General features: G+C 60.5%; 21 protein-coding genes, 1 tRNA gene and 1 pseudogene. 8 read left to right on the top strand and 15 right to left on the bottom strand.

Annotated features, from left to right (window positions below; all coding sequences use genetic code 11):
• Positions 1-122 precede the first annotated feature (122 nt).
• The 12 genes from PCO31010_RS25595 to PCO31010_RS25540 all read right to left on the bottom strand — a co-directional run bounded on the left by PCO31010_RS25595 (position 123) and on the right by PCO31010_RS25540 (position 10,208).
• Positions 123-593 carry an SRPBCC family protein gene (locus PCO31010_RS25595; protein WP_174985195.1) on the bottom strand — a complete coding sequence of 157 codons (471 nt, stop codon included), beginning with the start codon at positions 591-593 and terminating at the stop codon, positions 123-125.
• A 75-nt stretch (positions 594-668) separates the two neighbouring features.
• The gene (locus PCO31010_RS25590) at positions 669-1,079 is read right to left on the bottom strand and encodes an OsmC family protein (RefSeq protein ID WP_039396342.1); all 411 of its coding nucleotides are present in this window, start codon (positions 1,077-1,079) and stop codon (positions 669-671) included.
• A gap of 242 nt (positions 1,080-1,321) precedes the next feature.
• Positions 1,322-2,218 carry a pirin family protein gene (locus tag PCO31010_RS25585; RefSeq protein WP_150666724.1) on the bottom strand — a complete coding sequence of 299 codons (897 nt, stop codon included), beginning with the start codon at positions 2,216-2,218 and terminating at the stop codon, positions 1,322-1,324.
• Positions 2,219-2,492: 274 nt separating this feature from the next.
• Positions 2,493-2,915: an ExbD/TolR family protein gene (locus PCO31010_RS25580; RefSeq protein ID WP_039396348.1), complete on the bottom strand. Its 423-nt coding sequence runs from the start codon at positions 2,913-2,915 to the stop codon at positions 2,493-2,495.
• Positions 2,916-2,942: 27 nt separating this feature from the next.
• Entirely contained in the window at positions 2,943-3,680 is a 738-nt protein-coding gene (locus PCO31010_RS25575; protein WP_046290946.1) for a MotA/TolQ/ExbB proton channel family protein, read from the bottom strand.
• 27 nt (positions 3,681-3,707) lie between these two features.
• Positions 3,708-4,427 carry an energy transducer TonB gene (locus PCO31010_RS25570; RefSeq protein WP_150666723.1) on the bottom strand — a complete coding sequence of 240 codons (720 nt, stop codon included), beginning with the start codon at positions 4,425-4,427 and terminating at the stop codon, positions 3,708-3,710.
• A gap of 357 nt (positions 4,428-4,784) precedes the next feature.
• Entirely contained in the window at positions 4,785-5,048 is a 264-nt protein-coding gene (locus tag PCO31010_RS25565; protein ID WP_150666722.1) for a (2Fe-2S)-binding protein, read from the bottom strand.
• Between the two features lie 137 nt (positions 5,049-5,185).
• Entirely contained in the window at positions 5,186-6,124 is a 939-nt protein-coding gene (murI, locus tag PCO31010_RS25560; RefSeq protein ID WP_150666721.1) for a glutamate racemase, read from the bottom strand.
• Positions 6,125-6,257: 133 nt separating this feature from the next.
• The gene (gene bfr / locus PCO31010_RS25555) at positions 6,258-6,737 is read right to left on the bottom strand and encodes a bacterioferritin (protein WP_150666720.1); all 480 of its coding nucleotides are present in this window, start codon (positions 6,735-6,737) and stop codon (positions 6,258-6,260) included.
• A 230-nt stretch (positions 6,738-6,967) separates the two neighbouring features.
• A complete protein-coding gene (locus tag PCO31010_RS25550; protein WP_150575715.1) occupies positions 6,968-8,491 on the bottom strand; it encodes a fumarate hydratase in 1,524 nt (507 codons plus the stop codon).
• A gap of 64 nt (positions 8,492-8,555) precedes the next feature.
• Positions 8,556-9,125, bottom strand: a complete 570-nt coding sequence (locus PCO31010_RS25545; RefSeq protein WP_150666719.1) for a TIGR00645 family protein — start codon at positions 9,123-9,125, stop codon at positions 8,556-8,558.
• A 156-nt stretch (positions 9,126-9,281) separates the two neighbouring features.
• Positions 9,282-10,208: a DMT family transporter gene (locus PCO31010_RS25540; RefSeq protein WP_281357773.1), complete on the bottom strand. Its 927-nt coding sequence runs from the start codon at positions 10,206-10,208 to the stop codon at positions 9,282-9,284.
• A gap of 325 nt (positions 10,209-10,533) precedes the next feature.
• Here PCO31010_RS25540 and acs point away from each other — a divergent pair, with 325 nt between their 5' ends.
• From acs to PCO31010_RS25520, 4 genes are all read left to right on the top strand, one after another.
• Positions 10,534-12,516, top strand: a complete 1,983-nt coding sequence (gene acs, locus PCO31010_RS25535; protein ID WP_150666718.1) for an acetate--CoA ligase — start codon at positions 10,534-10,536, stop codon at positions 12,514-12,516.
• A gap of 28 nt (positions 12,517-12,544) precedes the next feature.
• On the top strand, positions 12,545-13,096 hold the full coding sequence (locus PCO31010_RS25530; RefSeq protein WP_246184776.1) for a DUF4212 domain-containing protein: 552 nt from the start codon (positions 12,545-12,547) through the stop codon (positions 13,094-13,096).
• On the top strand, positions 13,093-15,111 hold the full coding sequence (locus PCO31010_RS25525; protein WP_150666717.1) for a sodium:solute symporter family protein: 2,019 nt from the start codon (positions 13,093-13,095) through the stop codon (positions 15,109-15,111). The genes PCO31010_RS25530 and PCO31010_RS25525 overlap by 4 nt, the downstream gene beginning before the upstream one ends.
• A gap of 87 nt (positions 15,112-15,198) precedes the next feature.
• Positions 15,199-15,289: transfer RNA gene (locus tag PCO31010_RS25520), tRNA-Ser, on the top strand.
• A 96-nt stretch (positions 15,290-15,385) separates the two neighbouring features.
• Here PCO31010_RS25520 and PCO31010_RS25515 read toward each other — a convergent pair.
• Positions 15,386-15,607: a hypothetical protein gene (locus tag PCO31010_RS25515; protein WP_150666716.1), complete on the bottom strand. Its 222-nt coding sequence runs from the start codon at positions 15,605-15,607 to the stop codon at positions 15,386-15,388.
• A gap of 621 nt (positions 15,608-16,228) precedes the next feature.
• Here PCO31010_RS25515 and PCO31010_RS25510 point away from each other — a divergent pair.
• Positions 16,229-16,417 carry a type II toxin-antitoxin system VapB family antitoxin gene (locus tag PCO31010_RS25510; protein ID WP_150666747.1) on the top strand — a complete coding sequence of 63 codons (189 nt, stop codon included), beginning with the start codon at positions 16,229-16,231 and terminating at the stop codon, positions 16,415-16,417.
• 5 nt (positions 16,418-16,422) lie between these two features.
• A pseudogene (locus PCO31010_RS27030) lies at positions 16,423-16,521 on the top strand (VapC toxin family PIN domain ribonuclease); the annotation flags it as partial.
• Positions 16,522-16,807: 286 nt separating this feature from the next.
• Here the strand turns inward: PCO31010_RS27030 and PCO31010_RS25500 are convergent.
• Both PCO31010_RS25500 and PCO31010_RS25495 read right to left on the bottom strand, forming a co-directional pair.
• The gene (locus PCO31010_RS25500; protein ID WP_150666715.1) at positions 16,808-17,272 is read right to left on the bottom strand and encodes a hypothetical protein; all 465 of its coding nucleotides are present in this window, start codon (positions 17,270-17,272) and stop codon (positions 16,808-16,810) included.
• 349 nt (positions 17,273-17,621) lie between these two features.
• A complete protein-coding gene (locus tag PCO31010_RS25495; RefSeq protein ID WP_150666714.1) occupies positions 17,622-17,921 on the bottom strand; it encodes a DUF3955 domain-containing protein in 300 nt (99 codons plus the stop codon).
• Between the two features lie 223 nt (positions 17,922-18,144).
• Here PCO31010_RS25495 and uraH point away from each other — a divergent pair, with 223 nt between their 5' ends.
• Complete coding sequence (gene uraH, locus PCO31010_RS25490) at positions 18,145-18,555, top strand: hydroxyisourate hydrolase (RefSeq protein WP_150666713.1); 411 nt, start codon at positions 18,145-18,147, stop codon at positions 18,553-18,555.
• Between the two features lie 371 nt (positions 18,556-18,926).
• Positions 18,927-19,244, top strand: a complete 318-nt coding sequence (locus PCO31010_RS25485; RefSeq protein WP_150666712.1) for a c-type cytochrome — start codon at positions 18,927-18,929, stop codon at positions 19,242-19,244.
• The last annotated feature ends 41 nt before the right edge of the window (positions 19,245-19,285 follow it).

The raw sequence follows: 19,285 nt of genomic DNA, 5'->3' as shown, positions 1-19,285 counted from the left end.
ATTATTTTTATTCGTTCAGTAGTTTTTATCTAAATTGTGTTTGCTGGACGATGGGATCCGCCATCCAGCAAACCCGGCAGCCAAATCGACGACAGCCCCGGCCACAAGGCCAGGACGGTCGATCAGTCCAACGCGCCTTGCTCGGCAAACTCGCGAATTCGACGGACGGTGTCGATGTCGGCTTCGCGATAGGCCGATTTCACAAACTCGCTGTAGCGCGTGTCGGCGGTCACGGCGTCTTCTTGCAGCGTCGTGCTATACGTGAATCGTACGAAAAGATGCGTCGGATTCGGCTCTTCGATACGCATCGTAAGGGTGCCGCCCGCGTGTGCGTGGGTCGCTGCCGTCTCGTAGCGCACCGATTGCATGGACTCGAAGACAACCCGGTCCAGCACGACGGTCTCGCCGAAGCGCAGTTCGCGGCTCAACGTGTCTTCGGTGCGTTCAAGCATCGTGCACTCGTCGAGTCCCAGCACGAATGCCTCCGGCTGTTCGGCGCGCAGCACGAGGCCACGCCACAGCTGATCGCGCGAGAGCGCGAGGGTCAGCGGATTCAGGAGGTCGTTGACCTCGATCAGGTGTTCGTACTGCAAGACTATTTCCCCTTCTGTCGATGAGGGCCGGCGCTTACCGAAAATGCGAATGCAGCGTCTGCCTCGTGCCGGATATTACTCAACCAACGAACTGTCGATGGCGATGGTGCCGGACAACACCTTGTGAATTGGGCACGCATTGGCGATTTCCAAGAGGCGTTGACGCTGTTCCTCCGATAAATCGCCCGCCAGTTCGATCTTGCGCGTGATCTGCGTGGTGCCCGCAGGCGGTTTGCCATCCGGATTCATCGCAAGCGTCACTTTCACGTCCTTGAGCGGCCACTCCTTGCGGCGTGCATACATGTGCAGCGTGATCGACGTGCAGGCCCCCAGACTCGAGAGCAGCAGCGCCGAGGGGGCCGGGCCGAGGTTGCCGCCGCCCAGCGATTCGGGTTCGTCGGCAAGCCATTCGTGTTTGCCGTCCGACAGTTGGGTGGTGTATCCGGCGGCGCCCAAGTGGGCGGTGACAATCGCTTCTGCGGCCATGGCAGCTCCTGGAGGTCTGGATGGATCCTGATTCACTTCGATGAAAACGGCCCGTCACGATGCTCCGCAGTTCCGGGGATCTGCGGCATCAAAAGCATCGGGTCACAAAACACTCAACGCTTGCTGCGTACTGTGAGTGTCATTGTGACCCAATTTCGCCGGACCGTCGGCGTATGACGATGCGTCACCCACCCACTCACGATGTGAATGTCGCTTCGTGAGCGGGCGGGTGCGGTTTCCCGTCAGGTGCGCGACACGGACGCCGGAATGTGCCCCATACGTCCCGCCTGAAAGTCGAGAATCGCCTGACGAATCTCGCCTTCCGTGTTCATGACGAACGGGCCGTAGCGCGCCACCGGCTCGCCCAGCGGCTTGCCGCCGATGAGCAGGAACGACAGCGGCTTGTCGCCATCGTTACGCACGGTCACACCCTCACCGTCTGTGCCGAACACGACCATCTGATGGGCTTTGGCTGGCGTCGACTCCGCACCGAAATGCCCTTCGCCGTCGATGACGTAGGCGAACACGTTGAAATCCGCAGGCACAGGATGATCGAGCAGCGCCTGCGGTTGCAGCGTGAAGTGCTGATACAGAATCGGCGTACGCGTTTCGATGGCGGCGCGTGTGCCCAGCGCCTCGCCAGCGATGACGCGCACGGAGACCTTGCCGTCGTCGCTCGTCGCCGTGGGAATACCGGCGGCGGGCAGCTCCTGATAGCGCGGCGTCATCATCTTGTCGGTGCTCGGCAGATTCACCCACAGCTGGAAGCCGTGCATCTCGCCGCCGCGTTGCTGGAACGCGTGCGACGGCTCTTCCGAGTGAATCACCCCGGCACCGGCCGTCATCCATTGCACGTCGCCCGGCGTGAGCTTGCCTGCGTGACCTTGCGAGTCACGGTGCTCCATCTCGCCAGCGAGTAAGTAGGTGACGGTTTCGAAACCGCGGTGCGGGTGATCGGGTGCGCCCTTGGCGTCGCCAGGGGCCACTTGCATCGGGCCCATTTCGTCGAGCAGCAGGAACGGATCGAAGTCCATCATCATGCGCGTCGGGAACGGGCGGTTGACGTGAAAACCAGCGCCTTCCTGTGTTTGCGCTGCGGTAAACACGCGGGCAACCGGGCGGGTGTAGGGAGTGCTCATGGGGGTGTTCTCCTGTTGGGGATGGACGAGCGAAGCATGCCTCGCAGCCGCTTCGGGTGTCGCCGACATCCGTTGTCATGTCCAGACTATATGCGGACGTATGGCACCGGGAGTAGCCCGTAACACAGGAAGGATTGTTACCCGATTGGAACAATGGGTAAGAAGTCCGTGAAATCGCAACGGATTTCGAACTGCACAGACGAAAAAAAGCGCGGTGACTGGCACCGCGCTTTTCACTTCTGCGATTCGTGGATTGACCGGCTTACTGCACGACTTACTTCGCCGGCTCGGTCACGAAACCGAGTTTGGTCACGCCTGCCGTCTGCGCTTCGGAAAGCACCTTGGCGACGCTTTCGTAACGCACGCTCTTGTCGGCGAACAGGTGCAGTTCCGGTTGAGGCTGCGCTTCGGCGGCCTGCGCCAGACGCGCCTTGAGCGTGTCGTCGTCGATCTGCTGCTTGTCCCAGAAGACACTGCCGTCTGCCTGGATCGACAGGTCGACCTTGGCAGGCTTCGTGTCTTCCGGCTGGCTGCTCGCCTGCGGCAGGTCGAGCTTGACCGCGTGATTGAGCACCGGCAGCGTCACGATGAAGATGATCAGCAGCACCAGCATGACGTCGACGAGCGGCGTCATGTTGATCTCGCTCATCATTGCGTCATCGGCACCGTCGTCGCTGCTGTATGAACCCATAGCCATAGCGAACTCCTTGTCTTGCGCGGCGGCTTAGCTGGCGCTGGCCGACGTCGACTTGCGCACCGGCGTGACATTGCTGGTGAACTGCGTCGAGTGCACGCTGGCGCCCGTCAGGAAGTAACCGTGCAGGCTGTGCGCGAAGCGGTTGAGCTTCGAGACGATACCCTTGTTGGCACGCGTCAGGGCGTTGAAGCCGAGCACGGCCGGAATGGCGACGAACAGACCGAAGGCCGTCATGATCAGGGCTTCGCCCACGGGGCCTGCGACCTTATCGATGGTCGTCTGACCCGATGCGCCGATGGCCAGCAGGGCATGGTAGATGCCCCACACCGTGCCGAACAGACCGACGAACGGCGAGGTCGAGCCAATCGAGGCCAGCATGGCCAGACCGCTTTGCAGGCGCGACACCGTATCGTCCACCGAATTCTTCAGTGCACGCGTGATCCAGTCGCTCACGTCCATCTTGTCGTGCAGATGCGGCTGGCTCTGACGGTGATGTTCGGCGGCGTCCTGACCGGCGAGGGCCAGCGCGAGGAACGGGTTGTTCTGACCCGATTCGCCCAGCTTTTGCAGACCGGCGGAGAAATTCTCCGAGTGCCAGAAGTCCGGCTCGGCAGTGCGCGTGAGGCGGCTCAGGCGGAAGACTTGCGTGCCCTTGATGATGATGACCGTCCACGACAGCACCGACATCACCAGCAATACGATCGCGATGGCGCGGGTGACGAAATCGCCCTGCGACCAGACGTGGCTCAAACCATACTCTTGCATTTTGCGTTCCTCGGAAAATCCAATTCGTTAGTCGTTCAGATTGAAATTAAACGGTTTGGTCGCGGCGGCTTCGACCGCACGGCCGTTTTGCATCGGGGGCGCACAACGCATCGCCAGTGCGGCGGTGCGGGCGGCCTGATCGAGACGGGGGAAGCCGCTCGACTTGACGACATTGGCGCTCGAGACCACCCCACGGGTGTCGATCACGAGACGCAACGTAACGGTGCCTTCTTCGCCGACGCGACGCGATTGCGTCGGGTAGGCCACGCGAGGCTCGTCGCACTTCACGGCGAGACCTTCGATCGGGCCGGACGGCGCAGGTGCCGGGGCCGGTGCGGGCGGTGCCGGCGGCGTGGGCGCTGCGTTCTGCACCGGCTCGACCTGTGCCTGTTGCGGCGGGGCGACCGGTTCGGCCTTTTGCGTGATGGCGTTCTTGGGCTGCTCGCGCGGCTTGGGCGGCGGCGGCGCGACCTTCGGCTTGGGCGGTTCCGGCTGCGGTTTGGGCGGCGCGGGTTGCGGCGGCGTCGGGGCGGGCGTGAGCGGAATGATCGTGGCGGTAAACGTCGTCGGCTCGATCGTCGCTTGCTCAGGCTCGTTGCGCAGGTGCGACAGACCGATCAGAGCGGCAATGTGGACGACGACGATCGCGGCAGCAATCGCTAGCGTTCGCGGCGATTGCAGCGGATCTCGGAATTGCGTGGACGCAAGGCCGGATGAGGTCACGGCGGGGGGTACGGCGGTCGACATGATAACGGCTAGGGTACGCTAAATTGCGGCGATGAACGGTGAGTGAAACGCGGTGTGCGAAGCCTCGGGTTCGAGAGTGGCCGGACGTACGATCAAAGGAAAACCGCGCCAAGGGGCGCGGTCGGCGAACGCAGTGAGTTGGAAGCCGTGCTGCAACTCACCTTCGAAACAGGAAAAACGATAAACATAGCGTCGAAACAAAGCCAATCAGGAGTTCCATCTGACACCTCCAGGGTGACAAGTCGCTGGCTGGCGCATGACGCCTCAAGACGCCTGGCTGGCTCCGTTGCCCCGTGACCTCAGTCGATGCCGGTCACGCAGGCGGATTCCGTGGGTCCGAAGACCCGTGCACGGCGCTTAAGCGGCCAGTGCGAGTTCCTGCCGCACCGTCACGACTTCGACTTCCGTCGTCTCGCCATGCGCGGACTGGCAGCAGCCACCGCACGAGCGACCACAGCACGGCGTGGCACCGGTCACCATCTCCTGGACGTACGGACCGCACTTGCCACAGCACAATGCAACGCCAAGGTCGATCTGAAGATCTTCCATGGTGGTGGCACCGGCATCGATGCAGGCCTTGATCTGGCGGTCGGAAACGGATTTACAGACGCAGACGATCATGATGAAAACGTCAAAATGTAACACTAATGAGAATAATTATTATTTAAGTTGGCGCCTTTTGCAAGCGCCATTGACCTATCCCATATACCCCTCAGGGATATACGGACAGGATGTCAAGCGGGAATGATGGGAAGGTCTTACGGCAAAGCCAGACCGGCTGCGGCTTGCGGCGCGGTTTCGGCAATCTCGACGGTGGCTACGCGGGGTGCGGCGGGGCGGCTGGAAACAGCGCCGAAGGTGGCGGAAATGTGCGACACGTCGGTTGCGGCAGTTGAACCGGCAGCGGCAGGCGTTTCGGGCATCAGCCGATCGGCCATCGTTTGCAGTGCCACGGCGTTGGCGGTAGTGAACAGCTGGATGCTGCCGCTGTCACCGGCGCTTCCCGAAATCACGGGGGCGCCCAGATCGGCCTCTTCAAGACGGCGCTGAAGTTGACGGGCGATGGCCGCACCCGTATCGATCAACGTCAGCGCAGTGCCGAAATGTCGTTGGATGGCGGGTATCAGGAAGGGGTAATGCGTACAGCCGAGTACGAGCGTGTCGGCCCCTTCGGCAATCATGGGCGCGATGTACTTGTCGAGCAGCGCCATCACCGCAGGCGAATCGACATCCCCGGCTTCGATGCGTTCGACCAGCCCATGCCCGGGCTGACACAGGAAGCGCTGTCCTTGCGCGGTGTGACGCGCGAGCAAATCCGCAAAGCGGGCGCTGCGCAGCGTGGCCGCGGTGGCCAGCACGCCGATCACACCGCTGCGCGACGTGGCGGCAGCCGGTTTGATCCCGGGTTCGACGCCGACGACCGGCCAGGCGTCATCAGCCCGAAGCGCAGCCACCCCATGCGCCGTCGCCGTGTTGCAGGCTACGACGAATGCCTTGGCACCGTGCTCGCGCAGCCATCGGCCGATGGCGAGACTGCGTTGCTGGAGGAAGGCATCCGGGCGTTCCCCGTACGGCGCGTAGCGGGAGTCGGCGACATAGATGAGCGACTCATGCGGAAGCAGAGCGCGAACGGCCTGAAGGACCGAGAGGCCACCGAGGCCGGAATCGAAGACGCCAATCGGCGCGTTGGAGGGCATGGCAAATGAAAAAGGGCCGACAAGTTGTCGGCCCTGAAATTCTAACGCAAAGCCTGTGACCCGATATCGGAGGATACGGTGCCTACAGTGCTGTGGTGCGCTTTTATTATCTGGGTTTTGCGGGGTGTCGGGCTTATTCTTCGAACGACGCCATGCCCGACTGCTGGTAATTCTGAATGCCGACCTTGCCGATGAGATCGATCTGCGTTTCCAGCCAGTCGATGTGTTCTTCGGTGTCGTGCAGGATCTCGTTGAAGATTTCGCGCGAGACGAAGTCCTTCACGCTTTCGCAGTGAGCGACGCCTTCCTTGCAGGTCTTCTGCGAGAGATATTCGAGCTTCAGATCACACTTCAGAATTTCTTCGGTGTTCTCACCAATGAGCAGCTTGTGCAGATCTTGCAGGTTCGGCAGGCCGTCGAGCATGAAGATGCGTTCGATCAGCTTGTCGGCGTGCTTCATTTCGCCGATGGATTCGTCGTACTCGTGCTTGCCCAGCTTGTTCAGGCCCCAATGGTTGTACATGCGGGCGTGCAGAAAGTACTGGTTGATCGCCGTCAGCTCGTTCGTGAGCTGGGCATTGAGGAGTTCGAGGACTTTCTTGTCGCCTTTCATTTTGGATCCCTGTCTTAAGCAATTTGCGAGCGGTTGAAGAGTAGCTTGAAAAGCGCGGAAAGCCAAGCCTCACAAGGCTTTTCGTGAATGGTAATGCGAGTTATTCTCGCTCTTTTCCATGACATTTTTCACCGTCGCAGCCGCAATCGACCACCGACGGAAGACGAAAAAAAGCCCGGACGAATCCGGGCTTTTTCAACTGACTGACGTGACGTCAGACTCAGCCAGACTTACTCCGCCGCGACCGGAATCTTGCCGATCTTGGCTTGCCATTCCTTCGGGCCGGTCTGGTGCACGGAGACACCGGTCGAATCGACGGCAACCGTCACCGGCATGTCCTTGACGTCGAATTCGTAGATGGCTTCCATGCCGAGGTCTTCGAAGGCCAGCACGCGTGCGCCACGAATCGCTTTCGACACGAGGTACGCGGCACCACCGACGGCCATCAGATAGGCGGCCTTCTGCTTCTTGATGGCTTCAATCGCTGCCGGGCCGCGTTCCGACTTGCCGATCATCACCGACAGGCCGAGCTTGCCGAGCATCAGATCGGAGAACTTGTCCATGCGGGTCGACGTGGTCGGGCCTGCCGGGCCGACGACTTCGTCGCGCACCGGATCGACCGGACCGACGTAATAAATCGCACGGCCCTTGAAGTCCACCGGCAGCGGTTCACCCTTGGCAACCATGTCGGCGATACGCTTGTGCGCGGCGTCGCGGCCCGTGAGCATCTTGCCCGAGAGCAGCAGGGTCTGACCCGGCTTCCAGCTCGTGATTTCTTCCGGCGTGAGCGTGTCCAGATCGACGCGCTTGCTGGTTTCCGTGTTCGGCGCCCAGTGCACGTTCGGCCAGGCGTCGAGCGACGGCGCGGCGAGGAACGAGGGGCCCGAGCCGTCCAGCGTGAAGTGCGCGTGACGCGTCGCGGCACAGTTCGGGATCATGGCGACCGGCTTGGACGCGGCGTGCGTCGGGTAGTCGAGGATCTTGACGTCGAGCACGGTGGCCAGACCGCCGAGGCCCTGCGCGCCGATGCCCAGTGCGTTGACCTTCTCGAACAGCTCGATACGCAGCTCTTCGTTCCAGTTTTGCGGACCGCGCTTGATCACGTCATGGATATCGATCGGGTCCATCAGCGATTCCTTCGCGAGGACCATGGCCTTCTCGGCCGTGCCGCCGATACCGATGCCGAGCATGCCCGGCGGGCACCAGCCGGCACCCATCGTCGGGACCGTCTTCACGACCCAGTCGACGATCGAGTCGGACGGGTTGAGCATCACGAACTTCGACTTGTTCTCCGAGCCGCCGCCCTTGGCTGCGACCGTGATGTCGACCTTGTCGCCTTCCACGATTTCGTAGTGGATGACGGCGGGCGTGTTGTCCTTCGTGTTCTTGCGACCGGCTTCCGGCGGCGCGACGATCGAGGCGCGCAGCACGTTGTCCGGGTGCATGTAAGCCTGACGCACGCCTTCGTTGATCATGTCGGTGAGGCTGCGCTTGGCGTCCCAGCGCACGTTCATGCCGACCTTCACGAAGACGGTCACGATGCCGGTGTCCTGGCACAGCGGACGGCGGCCTTCGGCGCACATGCGGCTGTTGGTCAGGATCTGCGCGATGGCATCCTTGGCGGCCGGGCTTTCTTCGGCCTCGTAGGCGCGACCCAGTGCCTGGATGTAATCGTCCGGATGGTAGTAGCTGATGTACTGCAGGGCACCGGCGACGCTCTGAATGACGTCGTCTTCTTTAATGACGGTAGACATGAAACGGCTCTCGACTTAGTGGGGGACTGGTTTTTTGTACTGACTTGCTACGGCTAAATTCTGTTCAATGCTGCGCGGACGCATACGCCGGTGCATGGCTGTCGTTCGTCATCTTGTTGACGTAGGCCATGACCACGGCGGAAAGCAGGAAAGCGCAGTGAATGATGACTTGCCACATGATCGTGTGCGGCGTTTGCTGGGCCGCATCGATGAACGTCTTGAGCAGATGAATCGACGAGATGCTGATAAGCGCCATCGACAGCTTCACCTTGAGCACACCGGCATTCACGTGATCGAGCCACTCGGGCTCGTCGGGGTGGCCTTCCACACCGAGGCGCGAGACGAACGTCTCATAACCGCCGATGATCACCATGATGAGCAGGTTCGAAATCATGACCACGTCGATCAGACCGAGCACGACGAGCATGATCTGCGTTTCGTCGAAGGTCGCGGCGTGCGTCACCAGATGGAACAGCTCGACGAGGAATTTGTAGACGTAGACGCCTTGCGCGGCGATCAGTCCGAGGTACAGCGGCAGTTGCAGCCAGCGGCTGAAGAAAATGACGCGGGGCAGGGGACGCATCGGACGAGCGGTGCGCGGCGGCGCATCGGACGGGCGGCCGGGAGTCGACATGGCTAATTTGACGGGGTGTAGACCTGCGCCTCGTGACGCGGGCTCTAGTTATCGGTTACGCAAATCGCAAGCAAAGTGCACGGGCACGGATAGCGCGGCGCGCTATCCGGCATGGCGGGCATTTTACAACGTCTTGAGGACGGCACCGTGTCCGATTCAGTCCCGGGCTGGCAATAGCGTCTTTCGCGAACCGGCGGACGGCAGCGCCGCGAGCACGATCCCCGCGACCGTCAACGCCAGCGCACTGCCTTGGGCGACGGACAACCGCTCGCCCAGAAATATCACGCCGTAGGCCGTAGCCGCGACCGGCACCATCGCCGTGAAGACCCCCGCAAGCTGCGCGCTGACGTGACGAATCCCGCGCATCCACAGGAAGAACGAGAAGACGCTGGCGGCGAGACCGTACCAGACGATAAGCGCCCAGTGACCGGGTGTGAGGGCTGAGTAATCCACCGCCATCAGCCCGACGATGCCCAGCGGCAGCATCAGCGCGCCGCCGATCAGATGCGTATAGGCGCAGATGTCGATGGCCGAGAGTTCCGCCGCGAGGCGCTTCGAGACGATCACGTAAATCGCTTCGCAGACCACCGCCCCCAGCACCAGCGCGTTACCCAGCCATGCGCCGCTGCTGGCGTCGGCCCCGCTCGCACCGTGGACGTCGCTGCGCGAGGCATTGAGCAGCGCCACCCCGGCAATCGCCAGCCCGATGCTGACGAGCGTGCGTCGCGACGGGTGTTCGCGCAGCACGGCCCAGGACAGCAGCGCCACGCAGGCAGGCAGCGTGGCGGTGATGACCCCGGCCGCCGTGGCCGTCGTCATGCGCACGCCGTAGAGCATGAGTAATGTGAAGAGGAATGTGCCGAAGAACGTCTGCACGAAGAGGTGGCCCCATTGGCTGCGGGTGACGCGTCGCATGGCCGAGGGACGGTAGCGCGGCGCAAGCGCAATGATGGCGATGACGAAGCGCCAGAGTGCGAACGCGGCCACCGGCATGACGGCGACCATCGTCTTGCCGATCCCGACATTCGTGCCGACGAACGTCATCGCCAGCGCCAGCGCGAAACTCGGAAAGCGGGCAAACAGGCGGTCGGTGCCGGTCGGTGCGACGTGCTTGGCCGCAGGGTTGTGACTGGTTGTTTGAGGCGTAGATGTCGAATTCACGGGCGCTCCGGGCGATTCCGGGGTGGCGGGACGAGGGTGATAAGCGTAGGATTGTAGCGATTACGCCACACTTTGCTGCACTGCGACAACGCGTTCTGCGTGAGTCCCGCACGCAAGGCACGGGAGTCGAATGCACCAGTGTAAGGCGTTAGTAAGTCGCTCGTCTTAATGTGACGTTAGGAGACGTTAGCGATTTGTTTTGGCTTGATTGCAATGGTATTTGCATATCCATAAGAGGGGACAACTCATGGCAGCAATTGAATCGGTATTGCAGGAGCAGCGCGTTTTCGCGCCGCCGCAGGCGCTGGTCGCCAAAGCGAACATTTCCGGCATGCCAGCCTATGAGGCGCTGTGCGCCGAGGCCGAGAAGGATTACGAGGGATTCTGGGCGCGTCAGGCGCGCGAGAATCTGGCCTGGCACAAGCCGTTCACCAAAGTCCTCGACGAGACCAACGCCCCGTTCTATACGTGGTTCGAAGATGGTCAGATCAACGCTTCCTACAACTGCCTGGACCGCCAGATCGAAGCGGGCCTGGGCGACAAACCTGCCATCCTTTTCGAAGCCGACGACGGCACGGTGACCCCCGTCACCTATCGCGACCTGCTCGCGCGCGTGAACCGCTTTGCGAACGCGCTCAAGGCGAAGGGCGTGAAGAAGGGTGACCGTGTGGTCATTTATATGCCGATGTCGATTGAGGGCGTGGTCGCGATGCAGGCGTGTGCCCGCATTGGCGCTACGCACTCGGTCGTGTTCGGTGGCTTCTCGGCCAAGTCCCTCAACGAGCGCGTGATCGACGCTGGCGCGGTCGCTATCGTCACCGCCGACGAGCAGATGCGTGGCGGCAAGGCGCTGCCCCTGAAGGCCATCGTCGACGAAGCACTCGCGATGGGCGGCTGCGAACACGTGAAGTCGGTGATCGTCTATCGTCGCACGGGCGGCAATGTGGCGATGCAAGCTGGTCGTGACGAAGTGCTGCAAGACCTCGTCGCTACGCAGTCGGACCAGTGCGAGCCGGAGTGGGTGAGCGCCGAGCATCCGCTGTTCATCCTCTACACGTCGGGCTCGACGGGGAAGCCGAAGGGCGTTCAGCACAGCACCGGCGGCTATCTGCTGTGGGCGTCGCTCACGATGCAGTGGACGTTCGACATGAAGCCGGACGACGTCTTCTGGTGCACGGCCGACATCGGCTGGATCACCGGGCACACGTACATCGCGTATGGCCCGCTGGCAGTGGGTGCGACGCAAGTCGTGTTCGAGGGCGTGCCGACGTATCCGAATGCGGGTCGTTTCTGGGAAATGATCGACCGTCACAAGGTGACGGTGTTCTACACCGCGCCGACGGCCATCCGTTCGCTGATCAAGGCAGCGGAGCAGACGCCGGAAGTGCATCCGAAGAAGTACGACCTGTCGTCGCTGCGCATTCTCGGGTCGGTCGGCGAGCCGATCAATCCGGAAGCGTGGATGTGGTACTACGAGAACGTCGGTCGCGGTCGTTGCCCCATCGTCGACACGTGGTGGCAGACGGAGACGGGTGGTCATGTGATCACGCCGCTGCCGGGTGCAACGCCGCTGGTGCCGGGCTCGTGCACGCTGGGGCTGCCGGGGGTGGCGGTGGCCATCGTCGACGAAACCGGTCAGGACGTACCGAACGGTCAGGGCGGGATGCTGGTGATCAAGCGTCCGTGGCCGTCGATGATTCGTACGATCTGGGGCGACCCGGAGCGTTACAAGTCGAGCTACTTCCCGCAAGAGCTGGGCGGCAAGATTTATCTGGCGGGTGACGGTTCGATTCGCGACGCGAAGACCGGCTACTTCACGATCATGGGCCGTATCGACGACGTGCTGAACGTCTCGGGTCACCGCATGGGCACGATGGAAATCGAGTCGGCGCTGGTGGCGAACCCGATCGTGGCCGAGGCTGCGGTGGTGGGGCGTCCGGACGACACGACGGGCGAGGCGATTGTCGCGTTCGTGGTGCTCAAGCGTTCGCGCCCGACGGGGGACGAAGCGAAGCAACTGGCGTTGGAGTTGCGTAACTGGGTGGGCAAGGAGATCGGTCCGATCGCCAAGCCGAAGGACATCCGTTTCGGCGACAACCTGCCGAAGACGCGCTCGGGCAAGATCATGCGTCGTTTGCTGCGAGTGATTGCGAAGGGCGAGGAGATCACGCAGGACACGTCGACGCTCGAAAACCCGGCCATCCTGGACCAGTTGAAGCAGGCGCAGTAAGCGCGGGTTCGATTCCGTTGCGCCTGCAATGACGAAACGCTCGCGGCCCGGCGCGCAGGGTAATGCTGCTGCGCCGCAGACCCACGATGCCAACGGCCTGCCCTCTGACGTCATGTCGGAGGGCAGGCCGCGTTCGCAAAACTCTGTTGGCTCGCTCCCTTTGTCCTGCGCTGAAATCGACATCGACTGGCATGGCGAAGCCGCCGCAATTGCGGCGCGTCATTGGCGTCGCACGTTGTGGCTGGTCGCGGTGCTGATGGTGATTGGTTTTGTCGTGACCTTCGTCCCGCAGTTCTGGGCGCGCGAGTGGGCGTCGGTGCGAATCGCGGGATGGCCATTGCCGTTCTACATGGGGGCGCAAGGCTCGATCCTGATCGACATTGGGCTGATCATCGTCTACGCGTTGATGCAGCGTCTCAACGATGCGCGTTACCGCGATGCGTTGCACAAGTTGCGCGAGGCGCGTCGTGACAGTCTCGGCTTGCCGGACGACACACTTGAGCGCGCGATGGCACCCGCCACATCACGTAGCGCTGGCAGTGCTTCCACTCGCGCCGCCTCGGCGCAGACCTACCGATGAGTTTCACGCGCAGGTTGCTGCGCTACTACCTGTATTACACGGCGGGATTTCTCGCGTTCGTGCTGATGATCGGCTTGCTTGAGCGCGTCAACGGCCCGGGCGTGTGGATCGGCTACGCGTTCCTTTTCGTGACGATTGCCGTGTACGCGGTGATCGGTCTTATCTCCCGCACGTCCGACGCAGCCGAGTATTACGTCGCCGGACGTCGCGTGCCGCCGATGTTCAACGGCATGGCGTGCGCAGCCGACTGGATGAGCGCTGCGTCGTTCATGGGCCTGGCGGGCTCGCTTTACGTCTCCGGATACGACGGCCTCGCTTACGTCATGGGATGGACGGGCGGGTATTGTCTGGTGGCATTCTTGCTCGCGCCGTACTTGCGCAAGATGGGGCGCTATACGGTGCCCGACTTCCTGGGCACGCGATACGACAGCAATCTCGTGCGTGCGTTGGGCGTCTTCTCGACGATTCTGTGTTCGTTCGTGTATCTCGTCGCGCAGATCCAGGGTGTGGGGCTGATCGCGTCGCGCTTCATCGGTGTCGAGTTCACGATCGGGATTTTCTTTGGACTGGCGGGCATTCTCGTCTGCTCGTTCCTGGGTGGCATGCGTGCCGTGACTTGGACGCAGGTGGCGCAGTACATCATTATGATCACCGCGTTTCTGGTGCCGACGGCGATGATCGGCCATCAGACAGGCAATGGCTGGTTCCCGCAGTTCAGCTACGGCGAGGCGCTGGCGAAGGTCGAGGTGCTGGAAAAGGAGTTGCGCAATTCTGTGCCGGAGCGGGAGGTGCGCGACTACTACCGGGAGCAGGCGGAGCAGATGCAGCGTCGGCTGGACGGGTTGCCGGATACGTTCTTCAGCGAGCGGGCGGAGTTGGAGCGGCAGTTGCTGGACACGAAGCGTCGCAATGGTCCGCTGCGGGATGTGAAGGTGCTCGAAGCGAAGCTGGAGGCGTTTCCGCGGGACCTGGGCGAGGCGCAGAACCAGTGGCTGGAGATGCGCAACCAGTACGTCGAGCGCAGCGAGCCGCCGCGTGCAATGACGGAGCCGTTCCCGGCGCGTGACGACACGACGCGCAATTCGCAGCGTCTGAATTTCTTGCTGTTGATGGTGTGTCTGATGATCGGGACGGCGAGCTTGCCGCACATCCTGACGCGCTACGGCACGACCGCGACGGTGCAGGGGGCGCGTAGCTCGGTAGGCTGGACGTTGTTCTTCGTCGCATTGTTGTATGTGAGTGCGCCAGCGTTGGCGGTGATGCTCAAGTACGACGTGTTGCTGCATCTGGTTGGCGCGCGTTACGACAACCTGCCGGGATGGGTGACGCAATGGCGCCACGCGACGCCGGTGCAACTGGATATCTCGGATGTTTATCGCGACGGTGTGGTGCAGTGGGGCGAGATCTGGATGCAGCCGGACATGTTGGTGCTGGCGGGACCGGAGATTGCGGGGCTGCCTTACGTGATATCGGGGTTGGTGGCGGCGGGCGCGTTGGCGGCGGTGTTGTCGACGGCGGATGGTCTGTTGCTGACGATTGCGAATGCGTTGTCGCACGACGTCTACTTCCACATGGTGGACCGGAACGCGTCGAGTCAGAAGCGGGTGACGACGTCGAAGATATTGCTGTTATGCGTGGCGATGTTTGCGTCGTATGTGACGTCGTTGAAGCTGGGGAATATTTTGTTTTTGGTGGGGGCGGCGTTTTCGTTGGCGGCGTCGTGTCTGTTCCCGGCGCTGGTGCTTGGGGTGTTCTGGAAGCGGACGACGCGTTTGGGCGCGACGGCGGGGATGGTCAGTGGATTGTTGGTGTGTGTGTACTACATCATGACGACGTATCCGTTCTTCACCCGCCTGACGGGCTTCGCGGGCACCCGATGGTGGGGGGTAGACCCGATCTCGGCGGGGGCGTTCGGCGTGCCGGTGGGCTTCGCGGTGGCGATCGTGTTTAGCTTGCTGGGCGGACGCCCGAGCGAGCGCGACCGCCATCTTGTAGACCATCTCCGACGTCCCTAAGGACGGGCATCCAAAGGAATTTGACGCCGCATTTCACGAAAGAGGGTGAGATGTTGTCGCCGACCTGCTATAATGCGCGACCATTCAGGAGAGATGGATGAGCGGTTTAAGTCGCACGCCTGGAAAGCGTGTATAGGTTAATAGCCTATCGGGGGTTCGAATCCCCCTCTCTCCGCCAAGAACAAACAAAGGGCTTCCCAGTTGGGAGGCCCTTTGTGCGTTTACGTCGTCCAAAAACTAAAAAACGCTGCGCTATCGACAGTCGAGGCGGCAATTACGCATCGAGAAAATCGGCTTTCAACTTATGGCATTCGCAAGCCATTTCGACAGTCATTTCGCCAAGCTCTTCGAAGATCGCGAGTAGGAATCGATGAGGGACCTCCTTGCCGGTATCCGTGACTGTGCACGTCGTGAGAGCAAGGATGCGTTCGGAGAGCGTGTTGAGCTTGTCGACGGAAGCGTGGACTGGGGAAGCTGCGGGAAGATGAAGCGTCATGCGGGGCACCTCTAACTAGCCAATTTGAGATTCCCGCCACCCGCTGCATTGCGCAGGGGTGGGCGGGCACTGGACTAGGTTGGCGAACCGCTGATGACTAGGATTAACGGCACACCCGAAGGTGTCCTAATCCAGGCCCACCCGTTGACAACGAGGCGTGGCACAGCGCACACGAAAGCCGCAAACTGCGCGGCTGTGTGCCCTAGTAAAGCATCAATCGGGTCGCCAAACCCGGCCGCGTTTGGAGCGCGACAGGAGCAAGATTATCGAGCTGACGTTGTGGGCACCACGCGTTCGGAGTCGCATTCTAGGTCACTCGTTGAGATTCAGATTATTCCGAAGTCTCAATAGGGACTCTTCTTGGTCGACGAGAACGCGATGAGGTTTTGTTGGGTTAAATGTAGGGTTGCCTGGAACTGATAACTGACTGTCTTGGAAGGATTTTTTGGGTTTTCTGTACGGTTGAATGTGGGGTTCCTTGGAGGGATGTTGGAGCCTCATATCTTCTCGTTTGGAATAAGGCGCGTGACTAGGGAGAGCAATAGGCGAGAATGGTGCGGCTCAAAACAGGACATCATTCGATGCCGCAATCGTGCTAACGGACTGTTGACGAGGTGAAACATTCGAACGACATTGACTCTTGATGATGATCTTTTGGCGAAGGCTCAAGCCTTCACCGGCCTACAGGAAAGGTCTGCGCTGATCCGCGAAGCGCTTAAGGCATTGATCGAGCGTGAGAGCGCCCGCCGCTTGGCGCGTTTGAGTGGGAACGAGGCTGACCTTGGTGACATTCCTCGACGCCAAACGTAGCCCGCATGATTCTGGTCGACACGTCAGTTTGGATTGATCATTTGCGATCAGGGGATGCTGCGCTCGTCCAGTTGCTTGAGACTGGACGAGTTTTGGCGCATCCGGAAACGAAAACGGAGCCCAATGGCTCCGTTGACGTGTGCAAACCGCTAATGTTATCCGTACCGTTTGACCAGGAGCCCGCTTCCAATGAGTCCTACGATCATTGCAATCACGGTAACGATTGCGCTGGGAGTAAGCACCGTCGTACCTAGGCCGACGGCGGTTGCCCCCGTGAGCGTAGTCACTATCTTGATCAATCCGCTAGAAGGTGTCTGGCGTTGGGGTATGGGGGATAGCGCGCGGCTGGATCCTAGACTTGTCCTACGGATTGAGCGCGCTCTGGATGCGCTAGCGGCAAGTCGTTTGCGCGTCGGTGTGGCGGACATTATCGACTCCATTGACTAATGTTGCGTCCTGAACGTTGTAGGCCGAAACAACGATGACTGCCATCAGAACGCAGGTAAATACTATCAGGATACCGGGCGGCTTCCATTCTGGAATTTCCCCTCGGGTAATCATGCCTGCGGCCACAACAGCGCCGCAAAGAAGAGCGGTGCCGAAACAAATCCATACAGCAATCGAGTTTTGTCCGCTTACGGAGTGGTCGACTCCCCTGAGTCCCGACTGAACGGCAAGAATAGCCCCGCCGTACAACCACCCCATTGAATCGAACGCTTGGCCCCACGCCCATTTCACCCGCCTGCATGCAGGTGTCACCAGCCACTTGGCTGCCCCAAGAAACCCATAAATCAACGTTGCTCCGAAGAGCGGTAGCAACGCTTCAAGCAGCACCCATTTAGTTGCGGGAGACATGGGGTTGCGCCTCGTTGTGCATCAATGATCCTCCTACGAATTCGTCCATGTCGCCGGGGCGATGTGGGGGATGATTGTATGTCGAGGGGCAGGCGTTGGGCGGGCGGTTGGATTGTGGCTTCTTGGCGAAAATCGTAGCTAGAGTCGACTGATACGAGGTTGTAACGACGACTAAACCACTGTTTGCGGCACGGAAATTTCGGATGCCACCCAATGGTCGGATGCTTACTCACCTGACTGTTCCAACGTCTGCCACCAACGGAAACCGCTGACGACTACGACGCGGGGCTTCCCTGGAGGAAGACAGTCGGCCTACGTTGAACGATCTGCTGATCGCAGAACATCCTCTTCATTTGGTGCCCCGCGATTGGCGGCGATACAGCGTCATGATTCCGCGTACCAAGCTGCCGACTACGCCAATGACTACCATCAACATTCCCACCGGCACCAATGCGAACGGCTCATGCAAAACGCCTTGCGCGTCGACTTCCGATCCTATTGCAGCGAACGCGATCCAACATGCGAATCCTGCGAAGATGAAGCATGCACAGACCGTCCAATATCGACGGTGATCAACGTCTCTTACCGCCGCGACGATCGTCGCAACGAGAGCAGTCGCCGAAACAAGAAGTAATGCGAACTGAATCATAGGTTCACCGGGCTGGCCTCGACACGACGCATTCTACATACGCTGCGAAGCGTGATTCACGGATCTCCCAGTCCGTAGTTCTGCTTTGGCAAATGCACCCTAGCATTTGGGGAATTTCCCCTCTTTTGGCGGGTTGATAGCACGTACGATGAGTGACGCACACATTAACCCGCCGGTTGGTCTAGCGCTGTATATGTAATTTTTGACCATTGAGAGATAACGTATGTTGAAAAAATGCATTTTCGTTGTTCTTGCTTTTTGTCTGCTGCCAGTCCGCGTAGCCATGGCGGACGTCAATCCGATTAGTGTGCATATCCTCGATCAGCAAACCGGCAAACCTCCTGTTGGGGTGGTTGTTGAGCTTGAGCGGATGAATGGAAACGCGTGGAAGAAAATTGCGTCGGGCGAAACTGATGCGCAAGGGCGAATCAGATCTCTGTTCCCGAAGGGTGAGCACTTCACCAAAGGTGAATATCGCGTGATCTTTAAAACAGGGGAATACTTTGGGAAGATGAAGCAGGACACGTTTTTCCCCGAAATTCCGGTGATGTTCCGTGTTGTAGATGCAACCCAGCACTACCACATTCCTTTGCTTCTAAGTCAGTTCGGTTATGCGACCTATAGAGGTAACTGAGTTTTAGGCGGGAGAGCAAAGGTATGATGCCCCGTGCAGGATAATGTGCGCCCCGCATGTTCGTTTCTTTGGGCGTCTGGGTCATGCTTCGACTCCCCGTTGCTCCGCTGAGGACAAACAAAAGGGCTTCCCGATAAGGAGGCCCTTTGTGCGTTTACGGCGCTGCTGACACTTCTCGTCACGCTGCTTGAGACCTTCGGCGCAGTCATGCTCACGCCCCCCCGCTATAACCCCTTGGAATAACCACTTCCAAACCTTTCATGTACACCAAATTATTTCAATGTATTCTTTGACATAAATATGTATACATAAAACTCCTTTAGTCCACCTCGATTCCTCGGCCCTGGGAATCGCTCATTTGCGAGGTATCCATGAAGTTTCGCCGAGTTTCGTTAAGTATTGCCATCGCGCTCGCCGCCACCGCTCAGGCGCACAGCGTCTGGGCTGCACCGTCGGCCAGCGAGCAGACGTGCCGTGCCTGTCACGACATGAACAGTAAAAAGGTCGGGCCGTCGTTCCGTGAAATTGCGGCGTCCTATCGGAACGATCCAGACGCGCTCGCCAAGATCAGGAAGAGCATCCTCCAGGGCAGCACCGGTAAGTGGGGGAACATCCCCATGCCCGCGAACGCCATTCCCGACGACGAAGCCGAGCGCTTCGCCCACTGGGTCATGAGCCTCAACAAGTAAGGCCAGATCCCGCCATCGGAACACCCCCATATCGAGCACCG

The organism is Pandoraea commovens (assembly GCF_902459615.1).
In the GTDB taxonomy this organism is placed as follows: domain Bacteria; phylum Pseudomonadota; class Gammaproteobacteria; order Burkholderiales; family Burkholderiaceae; genus Pandoraea; species Pandoraea commovens.
Note: the sequence above shows the minus strand (reverse complement) of the source record. Positions and strands in the feature narration are given on the sequence as shown.

Excerpts from the sequence above, each read along its gene's own strand:
- PCO31010_RS25495 (WP_150666714.1), bottom strand. The coding sequence starts at position 17,921 with ATGATTCAGTTCGCATTACTTCTTGTTTCGGCGACTGCTCTCGTTGCG.
- PCO31010_RS25530 (WP_246184776.1), top strand. The coding sequence starts at position 12,545 with ATGACGAAACGCTCGCGGCCCGGCGCGCAGGGTAATGCTGCTGCGCCG.
- bfr (WP_150666720.1), bottom strand. The coding sequence starts at position 6,737 with ATGAAAGGCGACAAGAAAGTCCTCGAACTCCTCAATGCCCAGCTCACG.
- PCO31010_RS25525 (WP_150666717.1), top strand. The coding sequence starts at position 13,093 with ATGAGTTTCACGCGCAGGTTGCTGCGCTACTACCTGTATTACACGGCG.
- PCO31010_RS25500 (WP_150666715.1), bottom strand. The coding sequence starts at position 17,272 with ATGTCTCCCGCAACTAAATGGGTGCTGCTTGAAGCGTTGCTACCGCTC.
- acs (WP_150666718.1), top strand. The coding sequence starts at position 10,534 with ATGGCAGCAATTGAATCGGTATTGCAGGAGCAGCGCGTTTTCGCGCCG.
- uraH (WP_150666713.1), top strand. The coding sequence starts at position 18,145 with ATGTTGAAAAAATGCATTTTCGTTGTTCTTGCTTTTTGTCTGCTGCCA.
- murI (WP_150666721.1), bottom strand. The coding sequence starts at position 6,124 with ATGCCCTCCAACGCGCCGATTGGCGTCTTCGATTCCGGCCTCGGTGGC.
- PCO31010_RS25575 (WP_046290946.1), bottom strand. The coding sequence starts at position 3,680 with ATGCAAGAGTATGGTTTGAGCCACGTCTGGTCGCAGGGCGATTTCGTC.
- PCO31010_RS25580 (WP_039396348.1), bottom strand. The coding sequence starts at position 2,915 with ATGGCTATGGGTTCATACAGCAGCGACGACGGTGCCGATGACGCAATG.
- PCO31010_RS25585 (WP_150666724.1), bottom strand. The coding sequence starts at position 2,218 with ATGAGCACTCCCTACACCCGCCCGGTTGCCCGCGTGTTTACCGCAGCG.
- PCO31010_RS25545 (WP_150666719.1), bottom strand. The coding sequence starts at position 9,125 with ATGTCGACTCCCGGCCGCCCGTCCGATGCGCCGCCGCGCACCGCTCGT.
- PCO31010_RS25515 (WP_150666716.1), bottom strand. The coding sequence starts at position 15,607 with ATGACGCTTCATCTTCCCGCAGCTTCCCCAGTCCACGCTTCCGTCGAC.
- PCO31010_RS25590 (WP_039396342.1), bottom strand. The coding sequence starts at position 1,079 with ATGGCCGCAGAAGCGATTGTCACCGCCCACTTGGGCGCCGCCGGATAC.
- PCO31010_RS25565 (WP_150666722.1), bottom strand. The coding sequence starts at position 5,048 with ATGATCGTCTGCGTCTGTAAATCCGTTTCCGACCGCCAGATCAAGGCC.
- PCO31010_RS25570 (WP_150666723.1), bottom strand. The coding sequence starts at position 4,427 with ATGTCGACCGCCGTACCCCCCGCCGTGACCTCATCCGGCCTTGCGTCC.
- PCO31010_RS25485 (WP_150666712.1), top strand. The coding sequence starts at position 18,927 with ATGAAGTTTCGCCGAGTTTCGTTAAGTATTGCCATCGCGCTCGCCGCC.
- PCO31010_RS25550 (WP_150575715.1), bottom strand. The coding sequence starts at position 8,491 with ATGTCTACCGTCATTAAAGAAGACGACGTCATTCAGAGCGTCGCCGGT.